General features: G+C 71.3%; 27 protein-coding genes. 22 read left to right on the top strand and 5 right to left on the bottom strand.

Going from position 1 to position 26,444, the window contains the following annotated elements:
• Positions 1-78 precede the first annotated feature (78 nt).
• Positions 79-930 carry a menaquinone biosynthetic enzyme MqnA/MqnD family protein gene (locus AMK25_RS03430; RefSeq protein WP_030500756.1) on the top strand — a complete coding sequence of 284 codons (852 nt, stop codon included), beginning with the start codon at positions 79-81 and terminating at the stop codon, positions 928-930.
• Positions 931-974: 44 nt separating this feature from the next.
• Here AMK25_RS03430 and AMK25_RS03425 read toward each other — a convergent pair whose 3' ends face one another.
• Both AMK25_RS03425 and AMK25_RS03420 read right to left on the bottom strand, forming a co-directional pair.
• A complete protein-coding gene (locus tag AMK25_RS03425; RefSeq protein WP_073826378.1) occupies positions 975-1,910 on the bottom strand; it encodes a hypothetical protein in 936 nt (311 codons plus the stop codon).
• Positions 1,910-2,890 carry a hypothetical protein gene (locus AMK25_RS03420; protein ID WP_073826375.1) on the bottom strand — a complete coding sequence of 327 codons (981 nt, stop codon included), beginning with the start codon at positions 2,888-2,890 and terminating at the stop codon, positions 1,910-1,912. Before AMK25_RS03420 ends, AMK25_RS03425 begins: the two co-directional genes overlap by 1 nt.
• A gap of 366 nt (positions 2,891-3,256) precedes the next feature.
• Between AMK25_RS03420 and paaA the strand changes: the two genes are divergently transcribed.
• Genes paaA through paaE form a run of 5 tightly spaced genes read left to right on the top strand, consistent with a single transcriptional unit; the run spans position 3,257 to position 6,993 of the window.
• Positions 3,257-4,324 (top strand): 1,2-phenylacetyl-CoA epoxidase subunit PaaA, encoded by a 1,068-nt coding sequence (gene paaA, locus AMK25_RS03415; RefSeq protein WP_073826372.1) that lies wholly within the window; start codon positions 3,257-3,259, stop codon positions 4,322-4,324.
• A gap of 53 nt (positions 4,325-4,377) precedes the next feature.
• The gene (gene paaB, locus AMK25_RS03410; protein ID WP_073827062.1) at positions 4,378-4,692 is read left to right on the top strand and encodes a 1,2-phenylacetyl-CoA epoxidase subunit PaaB; all 315 of its coding nucleotides are present in this window, start codon (positions 4,378-4,380) and stop codon (positions 4,690-4,692) included.
• Positions 4,689-5,411: a 1,2-phenylacetyl-CoA epoxidase subunit PaaC gene (gene paaC / locus AMK25_RS03405; RefSeq protein ID WP_073826369.1), complete on the top strand. Its 723-nt coding sequence runs from the start codon at positions 4,689-4,691 to the stop codon at positions 5,409-5,411. The genes paaB and paaC overlap by 4 nt, the downstream gene beginning before the upstream one ends.
• Positions 5,408-5,884, top strand: a complete 477-nt coding sequence (gene paaD / locus AMK25_RS03400; protein WP_073826365.1) for a 1,2-phenylacetyl-CoA epoxidase subunit PaaD — start codon at positions 5,408-5,410, stop codon at positions 5,882-5,884. Before paaC ends, paaD begins: the two co-directional genes overlap by 4 nt.
• On the top strand, positions 5,881-6,993 hold the full coding sequence (paaE, locus tag AMK25_RS03395) for a 1,2-phenylacetyl-CoA epoxidase subunit PaaE (RefSeq protein ID WP_073826362.1): 1,113 nt from the start codon (positions 5,881-5,883) through the stop codon (positions 6,991-6,993). Before paaD ends, paaE begins: the two co-directional genes overlap by 4 nt.
• 27 nt (positions 6,994-7,020) lie before the next feature.
• Here the strand turns inward: paaE and AMK25_RS03390 are convergent, their stop codons facing one another.
• The 3 genes from AMK25_RS03390 to AMK25_RS32290 are packed head-to-tail and all read right to left on the bottom strand — an operon-like array spanning position 7,021 to position 8,655.
• The gene (locus AMK25_RS03390) at positions 7,021-7,668 is read right to left on the bottom strand and encodes a hypothetical protein (protein WP_241826229.1); all 648 of its coding nucleotides are present in this window, start codon (positions 7,666-7,668) and stop codon (positions 7,021-7,023) included.
• 58 nt (positions 7,669-7,726) lie between these two features.
• A complete protein-coding gene (locus AMK25_RS03385; protein WP_225980607.1) occupies positions 7,727-8,491 on the bottom strand; it encodes a peptidoglycan recognition protein family protein in 765 nt (254 codons plus the stop codon).
• Positions 8,491-8,655, bottom strand: coding sequence for a hypothetical protein (locus tag AMK25_RS32290; RefSeq protein WP_198937427.1), 165 nt, complete (start codon positions 8,653-8,655; stop codon positions 8,491-8,493). The genes AMK25_RS03385 and AMK25_RS32290 overlap by 1 nt, the downstream gene beginning before the upstream one ends.
• Positions 8,656-8,777: 122 nt before the next feature.
• On the opposite strand from AMK25_RS32290, the gene mqnC reads away from it, so the two are divergent.
• The 16 genes from mqnC (at position 8,778) to nuoL (ending at position 26,386) form a co-directional block, all read left to right on the top strand.
• Positions 8,778-9,968, top strand: coding sequence for a cyclic dehypoxanthinyl futalosine synthase (gene mqnC, locus AMK25_RS03380; protein WP_073826356.1), 1,191 nt, complete (start codon positions 8,778-8,780; stop codon positions 9,966-9,968).
• Between the two features lie 670 nt (positions 9,969-10,638).
• Positions 10,639-11,349 (top strand): demethylmenaquinone methyltransferase, encoded by a 711-nt coding sequence (locus tag AMK25_RS03375; RefSeq protein WP_073826353.1) that lies wholly within the window; start codon positions 10,639-10,641, stop codon positions 11,347-11,349.
• 75 nt (positions 11,350-11,424) lie between these two features.
• The gene (locus AMK25_RS03370) at positions 11,425-11,643 is read left to right on the top strand and encodes a hypothetical protein (RefSeq protein WP_030500769.1); all 219 of its coding nucleotides are present in this window, start codon (positions 11,425-11,427) and stop codon (positions 11,641-11,643) included.
• A gap of 134 nt (positions 11,644-11,777) precedes the next feature.
• Entirely contained in the window at positions 11,778-13,052 is a 1,275-nt protein-coding gene (locus AMK25_RS03365) for a geranylgeranyl reductase family protein (RefSeq protein ID WP_073826350.1), read from the top strand.
• 137 nt (positions 13,053-13,189) lie between these two features.
• A complete protein-coding gene (locus AMK25_RS03360) occupies positions 13,190-13,555 on the top strand; it encodes an NADH-quinone oxidoreductase subunit A (RefSeq protein ID WP_013283601.1) in 366 nt (121 codons plus the stop codon).
• Between the two features lie 11 nt (positions 13,556-13,566).
• Positions 13,567-14,247 (top strand): NuoB/complex I 20 kDa subunit family protein, encoded by a 681-nt coding sequence (locus AMK25_RS03355; protein WP_073826346.1) that lies wholly within the window; start codon positions 13,567-13,569, stop codon positions 14,245-14,247.
• Complete coding sequence (locus AMK25_RS03350; RefSeq protein WP_073826343.1) at positions 14,244-14,978, top strand: NADH-quinone oxidoreductase subunit C; 735 nt, start codon at positions 14,244-14,246, stop codon at positions 14,976-14,978. Before AMK25_RS03355 ends, AMK25_RS03350 begins: the two co-directional genes overlap by 4 nt.
• Positions 14,975-16,300, top strand: coding sequence for an NADH-quinone oxidoreductase subunit D (locus AMK25_RS03345; RefSeq protein WP_073826339.1), 1,326 nt, complete (start codon positions 14,975-14,977; stop codon positions 16,298-16,300). Before AMK25_RS03350 ends, AMK25_RS03345 begins: the two co-directional genes overlap by 4 nt.
• Positions 16,297-17,412, top strand: a complete 1,116-nt coding sequence (gene nuoE / locus AMK25_RS03340) for an NADH-quinone oxidoreductase subunit NuoE (protein ID WP_073826336.1) — start codon at positions 16,297-16,299, stop codon at positions 17,410-17,412. The genes AMK25_RS03345 and nuoE overlap by 4 nt, the downstream gene beginning before the upstream one ends.
• Complete coding sequence (nuoF, locus tag AMK25_RS03335; protein ID WP_073826333.1) at positions 17,409-18,725, top strand: NADH-quinone oxidoreductase subunit NuoF; 1,317 nt, start codon at positions 17,409-17,411, stop codon at positions 18,723-18,725. Before nuoE ends, nuoF begins: the two co-directional genes overlap by 4 nt.
• Positions 18,725-21,235 (top strand): NADH-quinone oxidoreductase subunit G, encoded by a 2,511-nt coding sequence (locus AMK25_RS03330; RefSeq protein WP_073826329.1) that lies wholly within the window; start codon positions 18,725-18,727, stop codon positions 21,233-21,235. Before nuoF ends, AMK25_RS03330 begins: the two co-directional genes overlap by 1 nt.
• 61 nt (positions 21,236-21,296) lie before the next feature.
• Positions 21,297-22,649 (top strand): NADH-quinone oxidoreductase subunit NuoH, encoded by a 1,353-nt coding sequence (nuoH, locus tag AMK25_RS03325; protein ID WP_030500777.1) that lies wholly within the window; start codon positions 21,297-21,299, stop codon positions 22,647-22,649.
• Position 22,650: 1 nt separating this feature from the next.
• Entirely contained in the window at positions 22,651-23,295 is a 645-nt protein-coding gene (gene nuoI / locus AMK25_RS03320; RefSeq protein WP_073826325.1) for an NADH-quinone oxidoreductase subunit NuoI, read from the top strand.
• Positions 23,292-24,062 carry an NADH-quinone oxidoreductase subunit J gene (locus tag AMK25_RS03315; RefSeq protein WP_073826322.1) on the top strand — a complete coding sequence of 257 codons (771 nt, stop codon included), beginning with the start codon at positions 23,292-23,294 and terminating at the stop codon, positions 24,060-24,062. Before nuoI ends, AMK25_RS03315 begins: the two co-directional genes overlap by 4 nt.
• A 55-nt stretch (positions 24,063-24,117) precedes the next feature.
• Positions 24,118-24,417, top strand: coding sequence for an NADH-quinone oxidoreductase subunit NuoK (gene nuoK, locus AMK25_RS03310; protein ID WP_013283611.1), 300 nt, complete (start codon positions 24,118-24,120; stop codon positions 24,415-24,417).
• Between the two features lie 7 nt (positions 24,418-24,424).
• The gene (gene nuoL, locus AMK25_RS03305; RefSeq protein ID WP_073826318.1) at positions 24,425-26,386 is read left to right on the top strand and encodes an NADH-quinone oxidoreductase subunit L; all 1,962 of its coding nucleotides are present in this window, start codon (positions 24,425-24,427) and stop codon (positions 26,384-26,386) included.
• The last annotated feature ends 58 nt before the right edge of the window (positions 26,387-26,444 follow it).

The raw sequence follows: 26,444 nt of genomic DNA, 5'->3' as shown, positions 1-26,444 counted from the left end.
TTACCGCCGGGTGCGGGGTTCACCACTCGATCGGCTCCCCCGGCGGCGGGGGAAAGGCCGCGGCGATACGGTCGGGTCATGGCCGATCGCATCGCCCGCCCCCGGGTGGGGCACATCCAGTTCCTCAACTGCCTGCCCATCTACTGGGGGCTGATGCGGTCCGGCGCGCTCATCGACGTCGACCTGCACAAGGACTCGCCGGACCGGCTCAGCGCTGACCTGGTCGCCGGTGACCTCGACATCGGCCCGATCACGCTCGTGGAGTTCCTCAAGCACGCCGACGACCTGCTGCTCCTGCCCGACCTGGCGGTCGGCAGCGACGGGCCGGTGCTCTCGGTGAACATGGTGTCCACCCGCCCGCTGGGTGAGCTGGACGGCGCCCGGGTCGCGCTCGGCTCCACCTCGCGTACCGGGGTGCTGCTGGCCCAGCTGCTGCTCGCCGAGCGCCACGGGGTGCGGCCGGAGTACTTCCGCTGCCCGCCGGACCTGACCCAGATGCTGCTGGAGGCAGACGCCGGGGTGCTGATCGGCGACGTGGCGCTGCGCGCGCTGTACGAGGCGCCCGCCAAGGGCCTCGAAGTGACCGACCTGGGTCAGGCGTGGCACGACTGGACCGGGCTGCCGATGGTCTTCGCCGTCTGGGCGGTACGCCGTGACTTCGCCGCCGCCCACCCGGGCCTGGTCAAGGAGGTGCACGAGGCGTTCCTGCGCTCGCGTGACCTGTGCCTGGCCGAGCTGGACCAGGTGGCGGAGGCGGCTGCCCGCTGGGAGACGTTCGACGCGGACACGCTCGCCACGTACTTCCGGGCGCTGGACTTCTCGCTCGGTGAGCGGCAGGTGGCCGGGCTGCGCGAGTTCGCCCGCCGGGCGGCCGCGTACGGGGAGGTGCCGGCACTGCCGGCCGACGGCCCGGAGTTCTTCCAGGGCTGAGCGTGCGGCTCGGCTGCCGCCCGCGCGGCAGGCAGCCGGGCGGGTCAGGTCGCCGGGCGCAGCAGCGCCTTGGTGATCCGTTCGCAGGCGTCCATGCCGTACTCCCAGCCGCCCTCGACGCCGAACGGGCTGCGGACCATCACGCCCATCGTCCACGTGTCGCCGATGGCGAGGCAGTTGACGTGGTACTCCTCTTCCTTGTCCCGGTCGATCCACCCGTTCTTGATGGCGATCTTCTTCTGCTGGGCGGCCGGGAACGCCTTGCGGATGCCGAAGTCACCGGGAGCGCGTACCTGGCGCATCTCGTTGAGCAGCCACTTGGTCCACTTCGGCCCGGCCGCGCGGCCGTCGTCGATGCAGAGCCCGAGACGGGCGGTGTCCCGGGGGGACAGCTCGGTGCGGCTCCAGCCACCGTCGTCGGCGACCGCGCTGTCGGTGAGCTTGCAGATCGAGATCAGCCGCTCGATCGAGTCGGAACCGCCCACGCTCTCGTAGAACTCCTGGGCGCGGGTGTTGTCACTGTCCCGAATGATCTTCGTGGCGTCGGCCAGCTTCGCCTCGCTCGGCGTCTTGCCGTCCTCGGCGCGCAGGCGCAGGTAGTCGGCCACCACCCAGGACTTGATCAGCGAAGCGGTCGTGCTGGTCTCGTCCATGTTCGCCGAGCCGATGATCTTTCCGGTCCGCTTGTCCAGCACGGACCAGCCGTACCAGCCCTTGATCTTCAGGCTGTCCAGGTTTTTCTCCTGGAACGGCAGCGGGGTGAGCGCCGGTGAGGGGGCGACGCGCGTCGCGTTGCGGTCGACTGGTTGCTTGGCGGACCGCTCGGCCGTCGGCTCGGCGTGCGAGTTCGCGGTGGCCTCCAGCGGCGAGCCGGGGATCACCCGCAGGGAGAGGCCGAGCAGTCCGACGAGGACGACTGCCAGCGCGCTGAACGCCAGTGGGCGGCGATGGCTGCCGGGTCGACGCCGGGCGCCGGCCATCAGAGCTTCCCGATCGGCTGTTGCGGCACCTTGAGCGCGGCGCCGGGCTGCGGCGTCACGAGCTGGGTGGCGACGCTGGCGCACATCCTCGCGCCGTACGACAGGCCGGCCCTGGCCGGGTAGCGCATCATGACCGAGAGACTCCACTTGTCGGTGAACGCCAGGCAGCTGACGTGCCAGTTGCCGTCGTAGGCGAGCTGCGTCCAGCCGTTCTTCATGTGCACCGGGCCCTGCGCCTTGATCGTCGCGGGCAGGCCGTCGATGATGCCCCACCGGCCACCGCCGGAGCGCTCGCGCTGCTGCTTGACGCTGCCGGCCACCTTGGTCATTTCGCTGAGCAGCCACTTCGTCCACGTGGGCCCGGCGGCGCGGCCGTCGGCGATGCAGTCGCCGAGGCGGGCCGCGTCGCGGGGGGACATCTCGGTGAAGCTCCACCAGCCCTTGTAGTCGGGCACGTCGCCGGGCCGGGTGTCGGTCAGGCCGCAGATCTGGATCGCGCGCGCGATGACCGGGTCGGGCTTGCCGCCCGGTTGCGGCCGGTAGGAGCCGCCGGCCTCCCGGTAGACCCGGTTGGCGCCGTCGTCGTCGCTGTTGCGGATCGCCAGGATCGCCGCCTTCTGGAGCTCGGCGGTCGGCTTCTTGTCGCCGAGCTGGCGGAGGTAGTCCGCGACGATCCAGGCCTTGAGCATCGACTCGGTGGAGCTGGTCTGGTTCATGTTCTTCGCGCCGGTTACGGTGCCGGTCTCGCGGTCCATCAGTGCCCAGGAGAAGAACTCGCCCTCGAACTTCACCGAGACCGGCGCGTCGGCGAGCGTCGGCGGTGCGGGCGCGGTCGGGCTCGGCGCCGGGACCTGCCCGCCGCCGCCGATGCCGCCCTCGCCGTTGCCTCCGGCGAACTTGGCGTACGCGGCGGGCACCAGCATGACGCCACCGACGAGGACCGCCACGATGGCGAGCACCATGGTCACGCGAGGTCGCATGAGTGGTGAACTCCAGATGTATGGCCGGGGGGACCGGCGCTTCCGCAGGTTTCGCTCCGGTCGCCACAAGGCCGGGGGAAGTTGGCCTGAACGGTGACGATCTTGGAGCCGAACGGCTTGCCGGGGGAAGTCTACTTCCGGGCTGTCGATATGCCAGGTCTCGACACCCGCCGACTTGGCCGGAAGGGCGGGTTATTGACGTACTTTGCCAGTCTTGGGGGGTTTCACCTTCGTGGAGTAATCGACATCACAGTCACTCGCCGATCGTCGCCGACCACGGCAGGCGCTTGTCCGGTCACGGAAGGTGGCCCTTGAAAGCTGTTACACCCTCTGGTGTCAATCGTGCCGAGCTGTAACACTGGCTACATGTATGGCAATGACTTCGCTCCGCCGGAGGACGCTCCGGGCGGCGGCCTGCTCGGCGAGGTGGAGGCCGCGGAGGCGGCGCTGCGCGAAGCGGCGGCGCGGGCGCGGCGCGGCGGTCCGGCGCCGGACGAGGACGTCGAGGCGTACTTCACCGACGTCATCGACGCGGACCAGAAGATCGAACCCCGCGACTGGATGCCCGAGGCGTACCGCAGGACGCTGATCCGGCAGATCGCGCAGCACGCGCACTCCGAGATCATCGGCATGCAGCCGGAGGGCAACTGGATCAGCCGGGCGCCGTCGCTCAAGCGCAAGGCGATCCTGCTCGCCAAGGTGCAGGACGAGGCCGGCCACGGCCTCTACCTGTACGCGGCGGCCGAGACGCTCGGGATCAGCCGCGACGAGCTGGTGGAGCTGCTGCTCGACGGGCGGCAGAAGTACAGCTCGATCTTCAACTACCCGACGCTGACCTGGGCCGACGTGGGCGCCATCGGCTGGCTGGTGGACGGCGCGGCGATCGTCAACCAGGTGCCGCTGTGCCGCTGCTCCTACGGCCCGTACGCCCGGGCGATGATCCGGGTCTGCAAGGAGGAGTCGTTCCACCAGCGGCAGGGCTACGAGATCCTGCACACGCTGGCGCACGGCACCGAAGCGCAGAAGGCGATGGCCCAGGACGCGGTGGACCGCTGGTGGTACCCGTCACTTGCCATGTTCGGCCCGCCCGACGGCGACTCGACGCACAGCGCGCAGTCCATGGCCTGGAAGATCAAGCGCTTCTCCAACGACGAGCTGCGCCAGCGCTTCGTCGACATGTGCGTCGGCCAGGCGGAGGTGCTCGGCCTCACCCTGCCCGACCCGGACCTGCGCTGGAACGACGAGCGCCAGGCGTACGACTACACCCAGCCCGACTACGCCGAGCTGATGCGTGTCATCAAGGGCAACGGGCCGTGCAACAGGGAGCGCATGGCGCACCGGCGCAAGGCGCACGCCGACGGCGCGTGGGTACGGGAGGCCGCCGCGGCGTACGCCGCGAAGCGGGCGGAACGAAAGGAACCGGTGGCGGCATGAGCGAACGCACCGAGCGGAGCGAGGGCCGTGAGGGCATGCCCAGCCAGCACGGCATGAGCGAACGCACCGAGCGAAGCGGCGTGAGCGGCGCGTCCTCCCCCCTCTGGGAGGTCTTCGTGCGGGCCCGCCGTGGCCTGTCGCACACCCACGTCGGCAGCCTGCACGCCCCCGACGCCGAGCTGGCCCTGCGCAACGCCCGCGACCTCTACACCCGCCGGCAGGAGGGCGTCTCGATCTGGGTGGTGCCGGCGAGCGCGATCACCGCGTCCAGCCCGGACGAGAAGGACTCGTTCTTCGACCCGGCCGCCGACAAGGTCTACCGGCACCCGACGTTCTACGAGGTCCCCGAAGGGGCGGCCCACCTATGAGCCGGTTCGACTTCACGCTCGCCATCGGCGACGACGCGCTCATCGCGGCGCAGCGCCTCGGCGAGTGGACCTCCCGCGCGCCGGAGATGGAAGAGGACATCGCGCTCGCCAACATCGCCCTCGACCAGCTCGGCGCGGCGCGGCTGCTGCTCACGTACGCGGGCGAGCTGGAGGGCGCCGGCCGGGACGAGGACGACCTGGCCTTCCTGCGCGACGACCGCGAGTTCCGCAACTGCCTGCTGGTCGAGCTGCCCAACGGCGACTTCGGCGTGACCATGGCGAAGCTGTTCTTCCTGGCCGCGTACCAGGTGCCGCTCTACACGGCGCTGGCCGGCTGCGCGGACGAGCGGCTGGCGGCGGTCGGCGCGAAGGCGCGCAAGGAGTCGGCGTACCACCTGGACCACGCGGCGCTGTGGGTGAAGCGGCTCGGCGACGGCACCGAGGAGTCGCACCGGCGCATGCAGGATGCGGTCGACGAGATGTGGCCGTACGTCCACGAGCTGTTCGACCCCGACCCGGCGGCGCCGGTCGACCCGGCCACCCTTCGGGCCGACTTCGACGCCACTGTGGCCGCCGTGCTGGACGAGGCGACGCTCACCCGCCCGGAGACGGGCTGGACGCCCGGCGGCGGCCGGGACGGCCTGCACACCGAACACCTCTCCTACCTGCTCGCCGAGATGCAGGTGCTGCACCGCGCCCACCCCGGAGCAAGCTGGTGACAAGCGCGAGGGACGCCGCGGCGGCGGTGGTGGACCCGGAGATCCGGGTCATCACCATCGACGAGCTGGGCATCCTGCGCGCTGTCGACGAGGAGCCCGGCACCGGCCGGGTCGTCGTCACGATCACCCCCACCTACACCGGCTGCCCGGCCATGGACGTGATCCGCGAGGACATCCGCCGGGCGCTGACCGTCGCCGGGCATCCGGACGCCGAGGTGCGCACGGTCTACCACCCGGCGTGGAGCACGGACTGGATCTCCGAGGCGGGCCGGGCCAAGCTCGCCGCCGCCGGCATCGCCCCGCCGGCGCCGCGCGGCGACGACACCGTGGTGCCGCTGACCCTCGCCGTACGCTGCCCGCGCTGCGGGTCGCCGGAGACCACGCAGATCAGCCGCTTCGGCTCGACCGCGTGCAAGGCGCTGTGGCGCTGCCGCTCCTGTTCCGAACCCTTCGACCACCTGAAGGCGCTGTGACTGTCACCATCACGCGGCCGGTTCGCCGCCGGCCGGTCTTCCACCCGCTGCCCGTGGCCGCCGTGGACCGGCTCACCGACGACTCGGTGTCGATCACGTTCGCGGTGCCGGAGGAGCTGCGCGAGACGTTCGCGTTCTCCGCCGGGCAGCACCTCACCGTCCGCCGCCCGGCCGACGCCGACGGCGGGGAGGTGCGGCGGTCGTACTCGATCTGCTCCACCCCCGACGAGCTGGCCCGGCACGGCCGGTTGCGGGTCGGGGTGCGTGAGGTGCCGGGCGGGGCGTTCTCCGCGTACGCGTGCGGTGCGCTGCGCGGTGGCGACACCGTCGAGGTGCTGCCGCCGCTGGGCCATTTCACCTCCGCGTTCACCCCGGACCGGGTCCGCCGGTACGGCGCGGTGGTCGCCGGTTCCGGCATCACCCCGGTGCTCGGGCTGGCCGCGACCGCGCTGGCGGTCGAGCCGCGCAGCACGTTCACGCTGGTGTACGGCAACCGCACGGCGAACTCGGTGATGTTCGCCGAGGAGCTGGCCGACCTGAAGGACCGCTACCCGACCCGGCTGCACCTGGTGCACGTGCTGTCGCGGGAGATGGGCGAGTCGGCGCTGCTGTCCGGTCGGATCGACGCCGACCGGCTGACCCGGCTGCTCGACACCGTCGTACCGGGGGACGAGATCGAGGAGTGGTTCCTCTGCGGCCCGTACGGGATGGTGGTGGACGCCAAGGCGGTGCTGGCGGGTCGCGGCGTGCCGGACGCGGCGGTGCACACCGAGCTGTTCCACGTCGACGCCCCGCCGGAGCCGGTGCGCCGCGAGGTCGAGCGTCCCGGTGCCGGCGCCGAGGTGACGATCGTGCTGGACGGGCGCTCGTCGAGTTTCACGATGGGCCGGGACGAGCGGGTGCTGGACGCGGCCCTGCGGGTGCGCGGCGAGCTGCCGTACGCGTGCAAGGGCGGGGTGTGCTCGACCTGCCGGGCCCGGGTGATCTCGGGCGAGGTGACGATGGCGCGCAACTACGCGCTGGAGCCGGACGAGGTGGCCGCCGGTTACGTGCTGACCTGCCAGTCGAGCCCGGTCACCGACGAGCTGACAGTCGACTACGACGCGTGAGGTGACCGGCGGGCCGGCGCCCGCCGGTCAGATCGGCAGCGGCGCCATGGCCTGACGGCCCCGGGCCCGCCGGACGTGGCCGCGCCATCCGGCGAGGAGCGCGAACAGCGTCCAGCCGACCGCGCCGAACACGAGCATGCTCCGCTTGCCGGCGACGTCGACGTCCTCGGCGTCGGCCAGTTCCACCTGCCGCTGCGGGTCGGTGAGCACCGTGAGCTGCTGGCCGACCCGGTAGCCGGGAGCGCTGCCCCGGTAGACGAGTGGCTCGTCGAGCGGACCGGAGTCGCCGCGGAGCGCGAACTCGTGCCGCTTGCCGGACGTCTGCACGTCGGTGATGGTGACCTGCTGGGCGACGCCCCGCTGCTGCAGCACCGCCTCGGGGGCGAGTTGCACGCTGCCCACCAGCACGAAGAGGGCCGGCACCACCGACAGGACAGCCAGCCACCAGGCCCGGTGCAGCAGGCGCAGGGCGACGGCGAAGGCGAAGCAGCCGGCCAGGCCGAGGCAGATCGGCACGGCCTGCGACAGGCCGACGGTCAGGTAGCCGACGAGCGTGTTCACCACGATCACGGCGAGGCCGAGGCCGGCCACCACGGCTGTCATCGCGAGGGACCAGTGGGCGGGGCGGGCGCCCGCCACGACTACCGGGGTGTGGGGATGTGATGCGACGGACACGCCGCGAGCCTAGGCGCCGGACGCGAGGCCGCCGACGCGCCCGTCGCCCGGACGCGGCTCAGCTCGGCGCTTTGACCTCGCCGTCGAAGGCGATGCTGCGCCAGAGGTCGAACTGGCGGTCGTTGCCGATCAGCGGGTTGCCGACGAGCGCGACGGCGGCGTAGACCTCCTCGTTGTTGCGGAGCAGGCGGAAGTAACCGGGGCCGACCAGGGCGATGCCCCGGTTGGTGGACTGGATGAGCTTCATGTCGTCCTTCCACAGTTCGAGGGGTGGGTTTCCGGTGAGCTGCCGGGCGACGTCGGCGCGCATGCTGTCGAGGTCGATGAAGGAGGGGTCGATCTTGCCGGTGGTGCTGGTCTCCCGGTGCCCGCGCGCGTAGGAGGCGTCGCGGCCCAGCCGGCGCAGCACGGCGGCGGTGGCGAGCACGGAGGCGGAGTACTGGGCGGGGGTCATCCGCTGGTCGACGCCGTTGTAGTCGATCTCCCAGCCGACCATGAGCGTGTTGCCGTCACCGGCCGGGATCGGCCCGCTGCCGCGGCTGGACCCGGCGTGGTTGGCCCGCCCGCCGGAGATGACGTGGAAGACGCCGTGGTAGTCGACGAGCGCGTGGCAGAGCGGCCCGGGCAGGTCGGAGCGGCCGTTGATGCAGATGCCCAGGGCGGGGTGCGGGTTGGTGGCGCTGGAGGTGGCGGCGGTGTGGTGCCAGAGCACGCCGATCGGGTTGAACGAGCTGCCGGCCACGCGGCCGAGCCAGTTGCCCTCCTCCACCACCGTGACGCCGGCCGAGCGCAGCACGTCGGCGAGCCACGGAATGGTGGCCATCAGCGCTCCAGCAGGTCGGCGAGGCACTCCGGCGCGGTGGTGGCCGCCGCGGCGGGGCGAGGGCCGGCGGCGAGGGCCAGGCCGCCGGCCGCGAGTGGCGCGAGGACGAGCAGGGCGCGCCGGGGGAGCGCGCGCCTCGTGCGGGGTACGGGTTCCTCAGTCATCGATGAATCGTAGGTTATCGATGGAATTCCCGGGGGGCGTGGCGCTCGTCACCGTGTTTTCCGCGCCGGATCTCCAGGGTGGGCCGGTCGGGGCCGGGGGCGGTCGGCGTACGCTCGGGAGTGTGACGGCGAACCGGGAGATCGACGACATCCTGCAACGCGGCGCGGACGGCGGGCGCATCACGCCCGAGGAGGCGCTGCTGCTCTACATCGACGCGCCCTTCCACGCGCTGGGCGAGGCGGCCGACGCGGTACGGCGGCGCCGCTACCCGGACAACATCGTCACGTACCTGATCGACCGCAACATCAACTACACGAACGTCTGCGTGACGGCGTGCAAGTTCTGCGCGTTCTACCGGGCCCCCAAGCACAAGGAGGGCTGGACCCACCCGACCGAGGAGATCCTGCGCCGTTGCGGCGAGGCGGTCGAGCTGGGCGCCACCCAGGTCATGCTCCAGGGCGGGCACCACCCGGACTACGGCGTGGAGTACTACGAGGAGCTGTTCTCCTCGGTCAAGAAGGCCTACCCGCAGCTCGCGATCCACTCGATCGGCCCGAGCGAGATCCTGCACATGGCGAAGGTCTCCGGTGTGAGCTTGGACGAGGCCATCGCCCGGATCAAGGCCGCCGGCCTGGACTCGATCGCCGGCGCCGGCGCCGAGATGCTGCCGGACCGGCCGCGCAAGGCGATCGCGCCGCTGAAGGAGTCCGGCGCCCGCTGGCTGGAGGTCATGGAGCTGGCGCACCGGCAGGGCCTGGAGTCGACGGCCACCATGATGATGGGCACCGGCGAGACCAACGCCGAGCGGATCGAGCACCTGCGGATGATCCGCGACGTGCAGGACCGCACCGGCGGCTTCCGGGCCTTCATCCCGTGGACGTACCAGCCGGAGAACAACCACCTGAAGGGCCGCACCCAGGCGACCACGCTGGAGTACCTGCGGCTGGTCGCGGTGGCCCGGCTGTTCTTCGAGACGGTGCCGCACCTGCAGGCGTCCTGGCTGACCACCGGCAAGGACGTCGGGCAGCTCGCGCTGCACATGGGCGTGGACGACCTCGGCTCGATCATGCTGGAGGAGAACGTCATCTCCTCCGCCGGCGCCCGGCACCGCTCCAACCTGCACGAGCTGATCGGCATGATCCGGTCGGCCGACCGGATCCCCGCGCAGCGGGACACGCTCTACAACCGGCTCGCGGTGCACCACACGCCCGCCGACGACCCGAGCGACGACCGCGTGGTCTCGCACTTCTCGTCGATCGCGCTGCCCGGCGGCGGAGCCGGGAAGTCGCTGCCGCTGGTCGAGGTCAACTGACCTGGTTCCCCCGTTCGGCCGGTCGGCTCCCGTCGTGCGGCCGGAGCTCCGGCCGTTTCCGGTGAAGCTTCCGCCAGGGGTCTTCACCTGCGTGATCACCGGCGGCTAGCCTGCCCGCGCGACACCACCGATCCGGCCCGCGAGCAGGCAGGTAACAGGTCGGCGGCGACCCGGGTGAGCACGGCCCGGCACGCCGGCGACGCCATTACGCTGGCGGCGTCCGTCGGGGACGGTCGTCCTCCATCGGCCCATGAGGGCCGTTCACATAACGCACCGCGGCAAGGGCGGGATGGGTGACCATCCCGCCCTTGCCGTCTGTCGGGATCGATGGGAACTCTCACCGTGGGACGCTGGCGCGACGCTGCGTCGCTCCGGTACCGCCCCTTCGTTCGTGCGTTGATCGGCGTCCCTACCCCCGGGGGAACAACGACCTTCCGCTACCGGTCCACGATGGCGAGCGCCGACCCCGACGGGCAGCGTGACGGCTCTGCCGACCCCGACCGCTGATGATGCTGTCCCGGCGCCGCAAGGTGGTGCTCGTCACGCCGGGCGAGGAGCGCACCGAGGACTGACCGGTACGCAGGACGCGGCGAGGGCGGGGTGGGCGACCACCCCGCCCTCTCGCGTACCCGGGGCGGGGCGGGGGCCGCGCGGCTGGCAGAGTGGAGGGGTGAGCCGTACCCCGCAGGGCCAGCGCGCCAGCCTGGACAAGCAGCCGCACGAGGTAGCCGCGATGTTCGACGGTGTCGCGGCCCGCTACGACCTGACCAACACCGTGCTCTCCTTCGGGCAGGACCGGTCCTGGCGGCGTGCCACCCGGGCGGCGCTCGGGTTGCGGCCGGGCGAGCGGGTGCTCGACGTGGGTGCCGGCACCGGCGTCTCGACCGAGGAACTGGCCCATTCCGGGGCGTACGCGGTCGGCGCCGACCTGTCGCTGGGCATGCTCTACGCGGGCAAGCGCACGCGCCCGTCGGTGCCGCTGCTGGCCGGGGACGCGCTGCGGTTGCCGTTCGCCGACGCCAGCTTCGACGCGGTGACCATCTCCTTCGCATTGCGCAACGTCAACGACACCGACGCGGCGCTGCGCGAGCTGGCCCGGGTGACCCGGCCGGGCGGGCGGCTGGTGGTCTGCGAGTTCAGCACCCCGGTCAACCCGGCGTTCCGCACCGTCTACCTGTCGTACCTGATGCGGTCGTTGCCGGCCGTGGCGCGCGCGGTGTCCAGCAACCCCGACGCCTACGTCTACCTGGCGGAGTCGATCCGGGCCTGGCCGGACCAGCCGGCGCTGGCCGCGCGGATCGGCGCGGCCGGCTGGGGCCGGGTGGCGTGGCGCAACCTGACCGGGGGCGTGGTGGCCCTGCACCGGGCCGTCCGAAACTGACCGGACGACCAGGCGCGAGCCGGTCATTTCGTGAATATCCGGTTCTGGTCTACTTTGTCCCGTAGGCTCGCCCCCATGACGGGACCAGACCAGGCCGCCACCGACGACGACGCCGCCGAGCTGATCGCCCAGCTCCGCGAGTTGGCCGGCGCGGATCCCGCTGATGTCCGGCAGGTCGTCGCCGAGGTGCTGGCGGCGCTCGACCGCGCGGCGGGCGGCGCGTTGCGCGACCACCTGCCCGAGGCGATCCGGCTCGACGCCGGGCTCGGACCGGCGGCGCCGGCCCGCCCCTGACCGGTTTCGGTACTCCTACCGGCCCGTTTCCGCGAAGTTAGGCCCCCCTCAGCGCGGCCTGGTGTAACGGCGGTCATAGACTCCAACCGGATGGGCTTGTGAAGCATTTCACGAGCATGCGGGAGGAGGCGCGGATGACCGCGGTGGAGAACGACGCCGACGTCATCGTCGTGGGCGCCGGTCCCGGAGGATCGGCCACGGCGTACCACCTGGCGCGGCACGGCGTACGCGTGCTGCTGCTGGAGAAGACGGAGTTTCCCCGGGAGAAGGTCTGCGGCGACGGGCTCACGCCCCGCGCCGTGCGGCAGCTCATCCGGATGGGCGTGGACACCTCGCCCGAGGCCGGCTGGCTGCACAACAAGGGCCTGCGGGTGATCGGCGGCGGGGTGCGCCTGGAACTGGACTGGCCCGACCTGGCCAGCTTCCCCAACTACGGCCTGGTGCGGACCCGGCTCGACTTCGACGACCTGCTCGCGCAGCGGGCCGTCGCCGCCGGGGCGAAGCTGCGCACCAGCGTCAACGTCCTCGGCCCCGTGCTCGGCGCCGACGACCGGGTGATCGGCGTGCAGGCCGAGGTCGGCCCGGACAAGGAGCCCGCCACCTTCCACGCGCCGCTCGTGGTCGCCGCCGACGGCGTCTCCGGCCGCTTCCCGCTCGCCCTCGGGCTGACCAAGCGGGAGGACCGCCCGATCGGCGTGGCGGTCCGCCGCTACTACCGCTCACCCGCCAAGCACGACGACGACTACCTGGAGTCGTGGCTGGAGCTGCGGGCCAAGGGCAGCGACGCGCTGCTGCCCGGCTACGGCTGGATCTTCGGCCTCGGCGACGGCCGGGTGAACGTCGGCCTCGGCGTGCTGAACTCGTCCTCCGCGTTCGGCAAGACGAACTACCGCAAGCTGCTCACCGACTGGCTCGCGAACACCCCCGAGGAGTGGGGGATGACCGACGAGTCCAACGCGGAGGGTCCGACCCTCGGGGCCGCGCTGCCGATGGGCTTCAACCGGGTCCCGCACTACACCCGCGGCGTCCTGCTCGTCGGCGACTCCGGCGGCATGGTCAACCCGTTCAACGGCGAGGGCATCGCGTACGCGATGGAGTCCGGCGAGATGGCCGCGGAGGTCATGGTGCAGGCGCTGGCCCGCCCGGCCGGCGCGGAGCGGGAGCGGGCGCTGATGGCATACCCGCAGGAGCTGAAGGCCCGCTTCGGCGGCTACTACCGGCTCGGCGGCGTGTTCGTGAAGCTCATCGGCCGCCCCGAGGTGATGCGGCTGGCCACCCGGCACGGCATGCCGCACCCGATGCTCATGCGCTTCGTGCTCAAGCTGCTGGCGAACCTGACCGACCCGCGCGGCGGGGACGCGATGGACCGGGTCATCAACGCGATGACGAAGGTGGCCCCGGCCGTGTAGGAGACGACCGGCCGCGGCCGACCGACCGACCACGAGCCGGACAGAGAACGACCCCCCGACGACCGAGGTCCCAGGGACGTGAATAGTGTGATTTTGGCCAACCACCGAGGTCAGGGAAGGACGAGCAGGGGACAACGATGACGCTCTCTCCTTACGCACCCATCATCGGGCTGTTCGCCCTCGCTGCGGCGTTCGCGCTGTTCTCCGTGGCCGCCGCCCGACTCGCCGGCCCGCGGCGTCTCAACAAGGCCAAGCTCGAGGCGTACGAGTGTGGCATCGAACCGAGCCCGCAGCCGGTCGGCGGCGGCCGGTTCCCGATCAAGTTCTACCTGACGGCGATGCTCTTCATCGTCTTCGACATCGAGATCATCTTCCTCTACCCCTGGGCGGTCTCCTTCGACGCCCTGCCGATCTTCGGCTTCGTGGAGATGGTCCTGTTCATCGTCGCGGTCTTCGTCGCATACGCCTATGTCTGGCGGCGCGGCGGCCTGGACTGGGACTGAGGAGGTAGCAGATGGGCATCGAGGAGAAGCTCCCCTCCGGCGTCCTGCTCACCAGCGTCGAGAAGCTGGTCAACTGGACGCGGAAGACCTCGGTCTGGGGCGCCACGTTCGGTCTGGCCTGCTGCGCCATCGAGATGATGGCGGCGGGCGGCCCGCACTACGACATGGGCCGCTGGGGCATGGAGGTCTTCCGCGCCTCACCCCGGCAGGCGGACCTGATGATCGTGGCCGGCCGGGTGAGCCAGAAGATGGCCCCGGTGCTGCGCCAGATCTACGACCAGATGGCCGAGCCCCGCTGGGTCATCTCGATGGGCGTCTGCGCCAGCAGCGGCGGCATGTTCAACAACTACGCCATCGTGCAGGGCGTCGACCACGTCGTCCCGGTCGACATGTACCTCCCCGGCTGCCCGCCCCGGCCGGAGATGCTCATCGACGCCGTGCTCAAGCTGCGCGAGAAGATCATGCACGAGCCGCTGGGCCCGAACGGCCGCAAGATGCTGGAGGCCCGCCAGGCGCGCGGTGACGTGCCGGCCGTGCCGTACGGCTCGATGCCCTCGTCGTACCGCAGCGACAAGGCCCGGCGTGCCGAGTGGACGAAGGCCGTCCGCGAGGGGCGCGAGGAGCAGCTGCGGATCGAGAACTGGATGAAGGCGCAGAACCACCTTCAGGCGTCGCATAGGGGCCCGAAATGACCGCACCGAACGACAAGAACAACGACGGCGGGGTGCCGGTGCCGACCACCCCGGCCGGCGCCAGCTCCACCGCTCCGGCCGAGTACCCGCCGGCCAGCCCGGCCGGCCGGGGGATGTTCGGCAACCAGGGCACCGGTGACGTCTCCGGCTACGGCGGGCTGGTCCGCCAGCGCAAGCCGATCGAGGAGGCGACCCGCCCGTACGGCAGCTACTTCGACGAGGTGCGGGACGCGCTGGAGGAGGCGTACCCGGACTTCGGCGACGCGATCGAGAAGGTCGTGGTCGACCGGGGCGAGCTGACGCTGCACGTACGCCCGGAGCGCATCGCCGAGGTCTGCCAGGTGATGCGCGACGACCTGGCGCTGCGCTTCGAGCTGCTCTCCTCGCTGTCCGGCGTGGACTACCTGGGCGCGGAACGCCGCCTGCACGTGGTCTACCAGCTGACCTCGATGACCTACCGCCGCATCGTCCGGCTGGAGGTGGCGGTCTCCGCCGAGCAGCCGCACGTGCCGAGCGTCACCGCCGTCTACCCGACCGCCGACTGGCAGGAGCGGGAGGCGTACGACATGTTCGGCGTCGTCTTCGACGGCCACCCCGCCCTGACCCGGATCCTCATGCCGGACGACTGGGAGGGGCACCCGCAGCGCAAGGACTACCCGCTCGGCGGCGTACCGGTCGAGTACAAGGGTGCGGAGATCCCGCCGCCGGACCGTAGGAGGTCGTACCAGTGACCACGTCGAACTACGCGACCGAGCGCGAGACCACGGAGGGCAAGGTCTTCACCGTCACCGGTGGGGACTGGGACGAGGTCGTCTCCGGCGCGGACCCGATCAACGACGAGCGGATCATCGTCAACATGGGTCCGCAGCACCCGTCCACCCACGGCGTGCTCCGGCTGGTCCTGGAGCTGGAGGGCGAGACGGTCCGCGAGGCCCGCTCGGTCGTCGGCTACCTGCACACCGGCATCGAGAAGAACCTGGAGTACCGCAACTGGGTCCAGGGCTCGACGTTCGTGACCCGGATGGACTACCTCTCGCCGCTGTTCAACGAGACGGCGTACGCGCTCGCGGTGGAGAAGCTGCTCGGGATCACCGACGACATCACCGAGCGGGCCAACACCATCCGCGTGCTGATGATGGAGCTCAACCGGATCTCGTCGCACCTGGTCTGGCTGGCGACCACCGCCATGGAGCTGGGCGCGATCAACATGATGTTGTACGGCTTCCGCGAGCGGGAGTACGTCCTCGACATCTTCGAGACCATCACCGGCCTGCGGATGAACCACGCGTACGTGCGGCCGGGCGGTGTGGCGCAGGACGTACCGGACGACGCGATCCGCAAGATCCGCGACTTCCTCACGCTGATGCCGAAGCGGCTCAAGGAGTACGAGGACCTGCTCTCCGGCCAGCCGATCTGGCTGGAGCGCACGCAGAACGTCGCGGTGCTCGACGTGACCGGCTGCATGGCGCTCGGCGTCACCGGCCCGGTGCTGCGCTCCGCCGGCCTCGCCTGGGACCTGCGCAAGACCATGCCGTACTGCGGCTACGAGACGTACGAGTTCGACGTGCCGACCCACACCGACGGTGACGTGTGGGGCCGCTACCTGGTCCGGGTCGCGGAGATCCGGGAGTCGCTGAAGCTCGTCGAGCAGGCGCTGGACCGCCTGAAGCCGGGCCCGGTGATGGTCTCCGACAAGAAGATCGCCTGGCCGGCGCAGCTCGCCATCGGTGTCGACGGCATGGGCAACTCCCTGGAGCACGTCGCGAAGATCATGGGCCAGTCGATGGAGTCGCTGATCCACCACTTCAAGCTCGTCACCGAGGGCTTCCGGGTTCCGCCGGGCCAGGTGTACGTCGCCATCGAGTCGCCCCGCGGCGAGCTGGGCGTGCACGCGGTGTCCGACGGCGGCACCCGGCCCTACCGGGTGCACTACCGGGAGCCGAGCTTCGTCAACCTCCAGGCCCTCCCGGCGATGGCCGAGGGCGGCCTGATCGCCGACGTGATCGCCGGCGGCGCCTCGCTGGACCCTGTGATGGGTGGTTGTGACCGATGAGCACGTTCACTGAAGAGACCCGGCTCCGGGCGCGGGAGATCATCGCCCGGTACCCGGCCGACCGGTCGCGCTCGGCGCTGCTGCCGCTGCTGCACCTGGTCCAGTCCGAGGAGGGGTACGTCTCCCCGGCCGGTGTCGAGTTCTGCGCCGAGGTGCTCGGGCTGAACAAGGCCCAGGTCGGCGCCGTCGCCACCTTCTACACCATGTACAAGCGCAAGCCCACCGGTGACTACCTGGTCAGCGTCTGCACCAACACCATGTGCGACGTGCTCGGCGGGCAGAAGGTCTACGACGCCCTGGCCGAGCACCTCGGCGTCGGGCACGAGGAGACCACCGCCGACGGGAAGATCACGCTGGAGCACGCCGAGTGCCTCGCGGCGTGCGACTACGGCCCGGTCATGACCGTCAACTACGACTTCTTCGACAACGTGGAGCCGCAGGGCGCGCTCGACGTGGTCGAGGAGCTGCGGGCCGGCGGCCGGCCGATGCCCACCCGGGGCGCGCGCCTGTGCACGCTCAAGGAGATGGCGGTCCAGCTCGCCGGTTTCGCCGACGAGCGCGACGGCGCGGTGGCCGACGGCGGGCCGGGCGAGCCCAGCCTGCGCGGCCTGCGCCTGGCCGAGCAGCACGGCGTCTCGGTGCCGGGCTTCGACCCGAAGACCCCGATCCGCAGCAAGGCCGAGGCCGACCGGGCCGCCGCCGAGGCCAAGGCGAAGGCCGAGGCCGCGAAGCCGGCCCCCGCGCCCGAGCCGGCCAAGGCCGCCGAGCCGGCCAAGCCGGAGGCGGCCACCGGCAGCACCGCGCCGGACGTGAAGGCGCCGGACGCCAAGTCGCCGCAGGTGCGTACCGCCGAGACCCGGCAGCCGGACGCGGCCACCGCCGTACCGGACGCGCCGGGCACCAAGGTCCCGGTGGACGGCCCGGCGCCGGTGCCCCGCGACGCGCAGGCGGCGCAGGCGGCCGGCACGGCGGCGAACCCGCCGGCCGGCGACGGCAAGCCCGCCGGCGACGCGGTCGGCGCGCAGGAGCGCAACCTCAAGGAAGCTGAGGCCGGTACGGGCGCGGACGGCGCCGACCGGGCGGACGCGAACGGATCGGGGGCCCGGAAGTGACCACTCCTCGGCCGGAGACGCTGGCCAAGCTCACGCCGGTGCTCACCAAGCGCTGGCTGTCGCCGGACGCCTGGCGGCTCGGCACCTACGAGAACCTGGACGGCTACGCCGCCCTGCGCAAGGCGCTCAAGGCGCACCCGGACGACCTGATCCAGCTGGTCAAGGACTCCGGGCTGCGCGGCCGTGGCGGCGCGGGCTTCCCGACCGGCCTGAAGTGGGGCTTCATCCCGCAGGGCGACGGCAAGCCGCACTACCTGGTGGTGAACGCCGACGAGGGCGAGCCGGGCACCTGCAAGGACCTGCCGCTGATGACCTACGACCCGCACTCGCTGGTCGAGGGCGTCATCATCGCCTCGTACGCGATCCGGGCCAACCGGGCGTACATCTACATCCGCGGCGAGGCCGTGCACGCCGCGCGGCGGCTGCGCAACGCGGTCGCCGAGGCGTACGCCAAGGGTTACCTCGGCCGGAACATCCTCGGTTCCGGGTTCGACCTGGACCTGGTGGTGCACTCCGGCGCCGGGGCGTACATCTGCGGCGAGGAGACCGCGCTGCTGGACTCGCTGGAGGGCTTCCGCGGCCAGCCCCGGCTGCGCCCGCCGTTCCCGGCGACCCACGGCCTGTACGCCAGCCCGACGGTGGTCAACAACGTCGGCACCATCGCCAGCGTGCCGTACATCGTGCTCGGTGGCGCGGACTGGTGGAAGACGATGGGCACGGAGAAGTCGTCCGGCCCGATGATCTACTCGCTGTCCGGCCGGATCGCGAACCCGGGCCAGTACGAGTGCTCGATGGGCATCACACTGCGCGAGCTGATCGAGCTGGCCGGCGGAATGCAGCCCGGGCACGACCTGAAGTTCTGGACCCCGGGTGGCTCGTCGACGCCGCTGCTGACCGCCGAGCACCTGGACGTGCCGCTGGACTTCGAGGGGGTGGCGGGGGCCGGCTCGATCCTGGGCACCACCGCCACGCAGATCTTCTCCGACCAGGACTGCCCGGTGTACGCGACCTACCGGTGGCTGGAGTTCTACCACCACGAGTCGTGCGGCAAGTGCACCCCGTGCCGGGAGGGCAACTACTGGATGGTCCGGGTCTACCGGCGCATCCTGGCCGGCCAGGGCACCCACGAGGACCTGGACACCCTGCTCGACACCTGCGACAACATCCTCGGCCGCTCGTTCTGCGGTCTGGGTGACGGCGCGACCAGCTCGGTCACCTCGTCGCTGAAGTACTTCAAGCAGGACTACCTCGACTACATCGAGGGACGTACCGCTCCGAAGCTGTCGGAGAAGACCCTGGTAGGGGCGCACTGATGACCGACGTAGCCAAGCAGACCGAGACCGTCACGCTGACCATCGACGGCGTCGAGGTCACCGCGCCCAAGGGTGCGCTGCTGATCCGGGTCGCCGAGCAGCTCGGCACCGAGATCCCGCGTTTCTGCGACCACCCGCTGCTGGCCCCGGCCGGCGCCTGCCGGCAGTGCCTGGTGGAGGTGGAGGGCCAGCGCAAGCCGGTCGCCTCCTGCACCCAGACCGTCGCCGACGGCATGGTGGTGCGGACGCAGCTCACCTCCCCGGTCGCCAAGAAGGCCCAGGAGGGGGTGATGGAGCTGCTGCTCCTCAACCACCCCCTGGACTGCCCGATGTGCGACAAGGGCGGCGAGTGCCCGCTGCAGAACCAGGCGATGTCCACCGGCCGGACGGACTCGCGGTTCCACGAGCACAAGCGGGAGTACCCGAAGCCGCTGCCGATCAGCACCCAGGTGCTGCTCGACCGCGAGCGCTGCGTGCTCTGCCAGCGGTGCACCCGGTTCTCCGAGGAGATCGCCGGGGACAAGTTCATCGACCTGATGGGACGCTCCTCGCACGAGGAGATCAACATCTACCGGGACGAGGAGTACGGCGAGGAGGGCGACGAGGGGGACGTTCCGTTCAACTCGTACTTCTCCGGCAACACCGTGCAGATCTGCCCGGTGGGCGCGCTGACCGGCGCGCAGTACCGGTTCCGGGCCCGCCCCTTCGACCTGGTCTCCACGCCGAGCGTCTGCGAGCACTGCTCGGCCGGTTGCGCGCAGCGCACCGACTGGCGGCGCGGCAAGGTGCTGCGCCGGCTGGCCGGCGACGACCCGGCGGTGAACGAGGAGTGGAACTGCGACAAGGGCCGCTGGGGCTTCCAGTACGCCCGCGCGTTCGACCGGATCAGCACCCCGATGGTGCGCGACGAGAAGACCGGTGAGCTGCGCGAGGCGTCCTGGAGCGAGGCGCTGACCCGGGCCGCCGAGGGGCTGCGCGAGGCCCGCGACGGCGCGACGGGCACGGCGGTGCTGACCGGCGGCCGGCTCACCGTCGAGGACGCCTACGCGTACGCGAAGTTCGCCCGCATCGCGCTGCACACCAACGACATCGACTTCCGGGCCCGCCCGGTCTCCCGCGAGGAGGCCGACTTCCTGGCCAGCAGCGTCGCCGGGGTCACCGACGTGACCTACACCGACGTGGAGAACGCGCCCGCGGTGGTGCTCGTCGGCCTGGAGCCGGAGGAGGAGTGCCCGATCCTCTTCCTGCGGCTGCGCAAGGCGTACCTGAAGAAGAAGCTCACTGTGTACGCGATCGCGCCGTTCGCGACGCGCGGCCTGGAGAAGCTCGGGGCGAAGCTGGCCCGCGTGGTGCCGGGCGAGGAGGCCGGCGTGCTGGCCGAGCACGCCACGGTGGCCGAGGCGCTGGGGCAGCCCGGCGCGATCCTGATCGTCGGCGAGCGGCTGGCCGAGGTTCCGGGCGGGCTGTCGGCGGCGGCGGACGTCGCCCGGCGTACCGGCGCCCGGCTGGTCTGGGTGCCGCGGCGCGCGGGCGACCGCGGCGCTGTCGACGCGGGCTGCCTGCCCAACCTGCTCCCCGGCGGCCGGGTGGTCACCGAGCCCGCCGCCCGCGCGGAGCTGGGCGAGGCGTGGGACATCCCGGCCGGGGTGATCCCGAGCCAGGCCGGCCGCGACACCGACGGCATCCTCACCGCCGCCGCGAACGGTCAGCTCGGCGCCCTGGTGGTGGCCGGTGTGGACCCGGCCGACCTGGCCGACCCGCGCCTGGCCGAGAAGGCCCTGGAAGCGGTGCCGTTCCTGGTCAGCCTGGAACTGCGGATGAGCGCGGTGTCGCGCCGTGCCGACGTGGTCCTGCCGATCGCGCCGGTGGTCGAGAAGGCCGGCAGCTTCCTGGACTGGGAGGGCCGGCTGCGCACGTTCGAGAAGGTGCTGGACACCGGCGCGATGACCGACGCCCGGATCCTCGACGCGATCGCCGCGCAGCTCGACGTGCGGCTGGGCACCGGCGACGTGCCGAGCATCCGCCGCGAGCTGGGCGCGCTGCCGCGTACCCGGGTCGAGCGGCCGTCGGCGCCCTCGGTCGAGCCGGCCGCCGTCCGGCAGCCCGGCGCGGGCGAGGCCGTGCTGTCCACCTGGCACCAGCTCATCGACCTGGGCAGCCTCACCGACGGCGACGAGCACCTCGCCGGCACCGCCCGCCCGCCGGTGGTCCGGCTGGGCAAGGGCACCGCCGAGTCCCTCGGCGTGGCCGACGGCGACGCGGTCACCGTCGGCACCGACCGGGGCGCCGTCACGCTGCCGGCGGCGATCACCGAGATGCCGGACGGCGTCGTCTGGCTGCCGACCAACTCGCCCGGCTCCACCGTGCGGCGCAGCCTCGGCGCGACGTCCGGTTCGCTGGTGAAGGTCTCCGTCGGCGCCGCCGGCGGTCCGGCCGTCCCGGCCGGACGGGTCGCGGCGGACGCCGCGGACCGGCCGGGCCCGCTGCTGAACACCGGGAGTGCACAGTGAGCGCGCGCAGGCAACGAGCGGAGCGAGTACGCCTCGCGGTCGCGAACGAAAGGTCGGTGCAGTGAATCTCTACCTCGCGGCGCAGGACCCGACGCTTGCCGACTTCGGCAAGGACCCGTGGTGGCTGGTCCTCGGCAAGATCCTCTTCGCGTTCGTCGTCGCCGTGGCGGCCACGCTGCTGGGCGTCTGGTTCGAGCGCCGGGTCGTGGGCCGGATGGCGGTGCGGCCCGGTCCCAACCAGGCCGGCCCGTTCGGTCTGCTCCAGACGCTCGCCGACGGCGTGAAGCTGGCCTTCAAGGAGGACATCCTCCCGCGCAAGGCCGACAAGGTCGTCTACTTCTTCGCCCCGGTGATCTCCGTGGTCTGCGCGGTCACCGCGCTGTCGGTGATCCCGTTCGGGCCGATGGTGAGCATCTTCGGGCACCGCACGCCGCTGCAGGTCACCGACGTGTCGGTGGCGGTGCTGGTGGTGCTGGCCTTCTCCTCGCTGGCCGTGTACGGCATCGTGCTCGGCGGCTGGGCCAGCGGCTCCACGTACCCGCTGCTCGGTGGTCTGCGCTCCGCCGCCCAGCTGGTGTCCTACGAGGTCACCATGGGCCTGAGCGTGGTCGCGGTCTTCATGACCGCCGGCACCATGTCGACCAGCGGGATCGTCGCCGCGCAGGGCGACGGCACCCGGCTGAGCATCGGCGGCTTCGACCTCGCGGCCCCCGGCTGGTACGCGATCCTGCTGCTGCCCAGCTTCATCATGTTCTTCATCGCCATCGTCGGTGAGACCAACCGGGCGCCGTTCGACCTGCCCGAGGCGGAGTCGGAGCTGGTGGCCGGCTTCCAGACCGAGTACAGCTCGCTGAAGTTCGCGCTGTTCATGCTCAGCGAGTACGTCGCGATGGTGACGATGTCGGCGTTCACGGTGACGCTCTTCCTCGGCGGCTGGCACGCGCCGTGGCCGATCACGATCTGGTCGGGCGCCAACGAGGGCTGGTGGCCGATGCTGTGGTTCTTCGGCAAGGTCATCCTGCTGGTCTTCGTCTTCGTCTGGCTGCGCGGCACGCTGCCCCGGCTCCGCTACGACCAGTTCATGCGCTTCGGCTGGAAGGTGCTGCTGCCGCTGAACCTGGTCTGGATCATGGTGCTCGCCGGGCTGCGCTCGATCGAGGACTGGCAGGCCCGGGACCGGCTGCTCGTCACCGCCGTCGGCGCGGGCGTGCTGCTGCTGGTCACCCTCTTCTGGCCGAGCCGGAAGAAGGAACTCAAGCCGTCGCCCCAGGAGCAGGCGGACAGCCGGCCGTACGGCAGCTTCCCGCTGCCGCCGATGGATCTTCAGGTTCCGCCGAGCCCGCGTACCAAGCGCGTGCTCGCCGAGCGGGAGCCGGCCAACGTCGTCGCCGGCCCGGACTCCAGGGAGGTGTGACGTGGGCGCGATCACCGGAACGTTCAAGGGCTTCGGTGTCACCTTCTCGCACATGTTCAAGAAGGTCGTCACCACCGACTACCCGTTCAAGCCGCCGGTCTCGGCGCCGCGCTACCACGGGCGGCACATCCTCAACCGGCACCCGGACGGGCTGGAGAAGTGCATCGGCTGCGAGCTGTGCGCCTGGGCCTGCCCGGCCGACGCGATCTACGTGGAGGGTGGCGACAACACCGAGGAGCAGCGCTTCTCCCCAGGTGAGCGGTACGCCAGCATCTACCAGATCAACTACGCCCGGTGCATCTTCTGCGGGCTCTGCATCGAGGCCTGCCCGACCCGTTCGCTCACCATGAGCAACGAGTACGAGCTGGCCCGGGACAACCGGCAGGACCTCATCTTCACGAAGGAGCAGCTGCTCGCGCCGCTGCTCGAGGGCATGGAGCAGCCGCCGCACCCGATGCGGCTGGGCGACAGCGAGAAGGACTACTACGTCGGCGCGCTGACCAACCCGGGCACCTCGGCCGGCGCCGAGCGCTCGCCGATGGGCCCCGGCCGGTACCAGGTGGAGGAGCACCCCGGCGTGACCTTCCCCGGCGCCGAGCAGGCCGAGCAGCGGTCCGCCGCGGCGGGCAAGGGAGGCAAGGCATGACCTCGGCTACGGTGCTCGCCGCTGCGGGCCAGGTGTCCGGGGGTGAGGAGGTCACCTTCTGGATCCTCGCCCCGCTGGCCCTGCTCGGGGCGGTCGGCATGGTGTGGGCCCGCAACGCGGTGCACTCCGCGCTGTGGCTCGTGCTGACAATGCTCTGCCTGGGCGTGTTCTACGTGCTCCAGGCCGGGCCGTTCATCGGCATGGTGCAGATCATCGTCTACACCGGCGCGATCATGATGCTGTTCCTGTTCGTGCTGATGCTCGTCGGCCGGGACGCGTCCGACTCGCTCATCGAGACGCTGCGCGGCCAGCGGGTCGCCGCCGTCGTCCTCGGGCTCGGCTTCGCCGGTCTGGTGGGCAGCGGCCTGTACCGCGCGCTCGACGGCGTGCGGGCGGCCGGGCTCGACGAGGCGAACGCCGAGGGCAACGTGCAGGGCATCGCCCGGCTGCTGTTCACCAAGTACGTCTTCGCCTTCGAGCTGACCTCGGCGCTGCTGATCACCGCGGCGGTGGGCGCGATGGTGCTGGCGCACGTCGAGCGGCGCAAGGCGGACCGGATGGACCAGATCGCCACCATGAAGGCGCGGTTCCGTCCCGGCAACTACCCCGGCCCGAAGCCCGGCCCGGGTGTCTACGCGACCTCCTCCTCGGTGGCCACCCCGGCCCGCCTGCCCGACGGCCGGCTGACCGAGCGCAGCATCCCGGAGATCCTGCCGGTGCGCGAGCTGACGGCCGAGGAGACCGCACTGAAGGGGACGGATCGGTGAGCGCGAGGAGTGCAGCGGAGCGGAGCCCCGCAGTCGCGAACGAAAGGTCAGCACGGTGACCCCGGACTACTACCTGATCCTCGCGGCGGTGCTGTTCACCATCGGCGCCGTCGGCGTGCTGGTCCGGCGCAACGCGATCGTGCTGTTCATGTGCATCGAGCTGATGCTCAACGCGGCCAACCTGACCCTGGTCACGTTCAGCCGGATCAACGGCGACCTGAACGGCCAGATCATGGCGTTCTTCGTGATGGTGGTGGCGGCGGCCGAGGTAGTTGTCGGTCTCGCGATCATCATGGCGATCTTCCGTACCCGGCGCTCGGCGAGCGTCGACGACGCCAACCTGCTGAAGTACTGAGGGGCTCGTGGTGGAACAGATTCTGACGATCGCCCAGTCTGAGCCAGCCGAGGCCGTCACCTTCGCCACGGCGGACGGGATGCTGGGCTCGGTCTGGCTGCTGGTGGCGATCCCGCTGGTCAGCGCGGCGATCCTGCTGCTGCTGGGCAAGCGGGCGGACCGCTGGGGCCACTGGCTCGGCGTGGGCGCCATCGGCGCCGCCTTCCTGCTCGGGCTCACCTACTTCTTCCAGCTTCGCGGCCTGGAGAACAAGCAGGTCGAGCTGAGCCTCTGGGACTTCATGGTGGTCGGCGACCTGAAGGTGGACTTCGGTCTGCTCTTCGACCCGCTGGCCGCTGTCTTCGTCCTGCTGATCACCGGGGTGGGCTTCCTGATCCACCTCTACGCCGTGGAGTACATGGCGCACGACGAGGGCCGGCGACTGTTCTTCGCCTACTTCAACCTGTTCGTCGCCGCGATGCTGCTGCTGGTGCTCGGCAACAACTACGTGATGCTCTACTTCGGCTGGGAGGGCGTCGGTCTGGCGTCGTACCTGCTGATCTCCTTCTGGTACGGCCGGCCGAGCGCGGCCACCGCCGGCAAGAAGGCGTTCCTGATGAACCGGGTCGGCGACGCCGGCCTGGCCATCGGCATCTTCATCATGTTCGCCATGCTCGGCACCACCCAGTACGACGAGGTGTTCAACGGGGTCGGCTCGCTGACCTCGACCACGGTGCTGGTGCTCGGCCTGCTCCTGCTGCTCGGCGCGGCCGGCAAGTCCGGCCAGTTCCCGCTCCAGGCGTGGTTGCCGGACGCGATGGAGGGCCCGACCCCGGTGTCCGCGCTCATCCACGCGGCCACCATGGTCACCGCCGGCGTCTACCTGATCGCCCGCTCCAACGCGATCTTCTCGGCCAACGAGACGCTCCAGCTCGTGGTGGTCAGCGTCGGCGCGCTCACCCTGCTGATGGGCTGCATCATCGGCGCGGCCAAGGACGACATCAAGCGGGTGCTGGCCTGGTCGACGGTGAGCCAGATCGGCTACATGTTCCTCGGCGTCGGTCTCGGCGGCGGCGCGTACGCGCTCGCCATCGTGCACCTGCTGGCGCACGGCTTCTTCAAGGCCAACATGTTCCTCGGCGCCGGCTCGGTCATGCACGGCATGAACGACCAGGTCGACATCCGGCGCTTCGGCGGACTGTCGAAGTACATGAAGGTCACCTGGCTGACGTTCATGATGGGCTGGCTCGCCATCATCGGCATGTTCCCGTTCTCCGGCTACTTCTCCAAGGAGCCGATCATCGTGGCCGCGTTCGAGCGGGAGGGCTGGACGGCCTGGCTGTTCGGCCTGGCCGCGCTGCTCGGCGCCGGGCTCACCGCGTTCTACATGACGCGGCTGTTCGTGCTCACGTTCCACGGCCCGAAGCGCTGGACCGAGGACATCGAGCACCCGCACGAGTCGCCGAAGCTGATGACGATCCCGCTGATCCTGCTGGCGATCGGCTCGGTCGGCGCGGGCTTCCTGCTCGCCACCTCCGTGCCGGACTGGCTCACCGCCACCAACGGGCTCGCCGCCGAGAGCGGGGAGCACGCGCCGGTGCTGGCGCACTGGCTGCTCACCGCGCTGTCGCTGCTGATCACGGTGCTGGGCGCCGGGCTGGCCTGGTTCCTGTTCCGCGGCGGCACGGCGACCGAGCCGCAGCCGGCCGGCGTGGTGGTCACCGCCGCGCGCCGGAACCTCTACACGGACGCCTTCAACGAGGCGGTCTTCGAGAAGCCGGGCATCTTCCTCACCCGGGCGCTCGTGTTCCTCGACAACCGGGGCGTCGACGGGCTGGTCAACGGCCTGGCCGCCGCCGTGGGCGGGGGCTCGGGCCGGCTCCGGCGGCTCCAGACCGGCTTCGTGCGGTCGTACGCGACCTCGATCCTCACCGGCGCGCTGCTCGTGGTCGCGGCGTTCCTGGCGGTGCAGGCGGGGTGGCTGGCGTGATCGACCTCAACGCGGCCGCCCCCGCCGGCGGGCCACGCAGTCACGACGGAGGTAAGGC

Origin of the sequence: Micromonospora sp. TSRI0369, assembly GCF_001905625.1 — a bacterium.
GTDB lineage: Bacteria > Actinomycetota > Actinomycetes > Mycobacteriales > Micromonosporaceae > Micromonospora > Micromonospora echinospora_A.
This window is presented reverse-complemented; position numbering and strand designations above follow the sequence as displayed.

What these genes read in the sequence shown, in the direction of transcription:
- AMK25_RS03365 (WP_073826350.1), top strand. Translation starts at nt 11,778, where the DNA reads ATGACCGCGGTGGAGAACGACGCCGACGTCATCGTCGTGGGCGCCGGT.
- paaC (WP_073826369.1), top strand. Translation starts at nt 4,689, where the DNA reads ATGAGCCGGTTCGACTTCACGCTCGCCATCGGCGACGACGCGCTCATC.
- AMK25_RS03355 (WP_073826346.1), top strand. Translation starts at nt 13,567, where the DNA reads ATGGGCATCGAGGAGAAGCTCCCCTCCGGCGTCCTGCTCACCAGCGTC.
- AMK25_RS32290 (WP_198937427.1), bottom strand. Translation starts at nt 8,655, where the DNA reads ATGACTGAGGAACCCGTACCCCGCACGAGGCGCGCGCTCCCCCGGCGC.
- AMK25_RS03425 (WP_073826378.1), bottom strand. Translation starts at nt 1,910, where the DNA reads ATGGCCGGCGCCCGGCGTCGACCCGGCAGCCATCGCCGCCCACTGGCG.
- paaA (WP_073826372.1), top strand. Translation starts at nt 3,257, where the DNA reads ATGTATGGCAATGACTTCGCTCCGCCGGAGGACGCTCCGGGCGGCGGC.
- AMK25_RS03385 (WP_225980607.1), bottom strand. Translation starts at nt 8,491, where the DNA reads ATGGCCACCATTCCGTGGCTCGCCGACGTGCTGCGCTCGGCCGGCGTC.
- paaB (WP_073827062.1), top strand. Translation starts at nt 4,378, where the DNA reads ATGAGCGAACGCACCGAGCGAAGCGGCGTGAGCGGCGCGTCCTCCCCC.
- AMK25_RS03330 (WP_073826329.1), top strand. Translation starts at nt 18,725, where the DNA reads ATGACCGACGTAGCCAAGCAGACCGAGACCGTCACGCTGACCATCGAC.
- AMK25_RS03315 (WP_073826322.1), top strand. Translation starts at nt 23,292, where the DNA reads ATGACCTCGGCTACGGTGCTCGCCGCTGCGGGCCAGGTGTCCGGGGGT.
- nuoE (WP_073826336.1), top strand. Translation starts at nt 16,297, where the DNA reads ATGAGCACGTTCACTGAAGAGACCCGGCTCCGGGCGCGGGAGATCATC.
- AMK25_RS03420 (WP_073826375.1), bottom strand. Translation starts at nt 2,890, where the DNA reads ATGCGACCTCGCGTGACCATGGTGCTCGCCATCGTGGCGGTCCTCGTC.
- AMK25_RS03430 (WP_030500756.1), top strand. Translation starts at nt 79, where the DNA reads ATGGCCGATCGCATCGCCCGCCCCCGGGTGGGGCACATCCAGTTCCTC.
- AMK25_RS03370 (WP_030500769.1), top strand. Translation starts at nt 11,425, where the DNA reads ATGACGGGACCAGACCAGGCCGCCACCGACGACGACGCCGCCGAGCTG.
- AMK25_RS03350 (WP_073826343.1), top strand. Translation starts at nt 14,244, where the DNA reads ATGACCGCACCGAACGACAAGAACAACGACGGCGGGGTGCCGGTGCCG.
- AMK25_RS03360 (WP_013283601.1), top strand. Translation starts at nt 13,190, where the DNA reads ATGACGCTCTCTCCTTACGCACCCATCATCGGGCTGTTCGCCCTCGCT.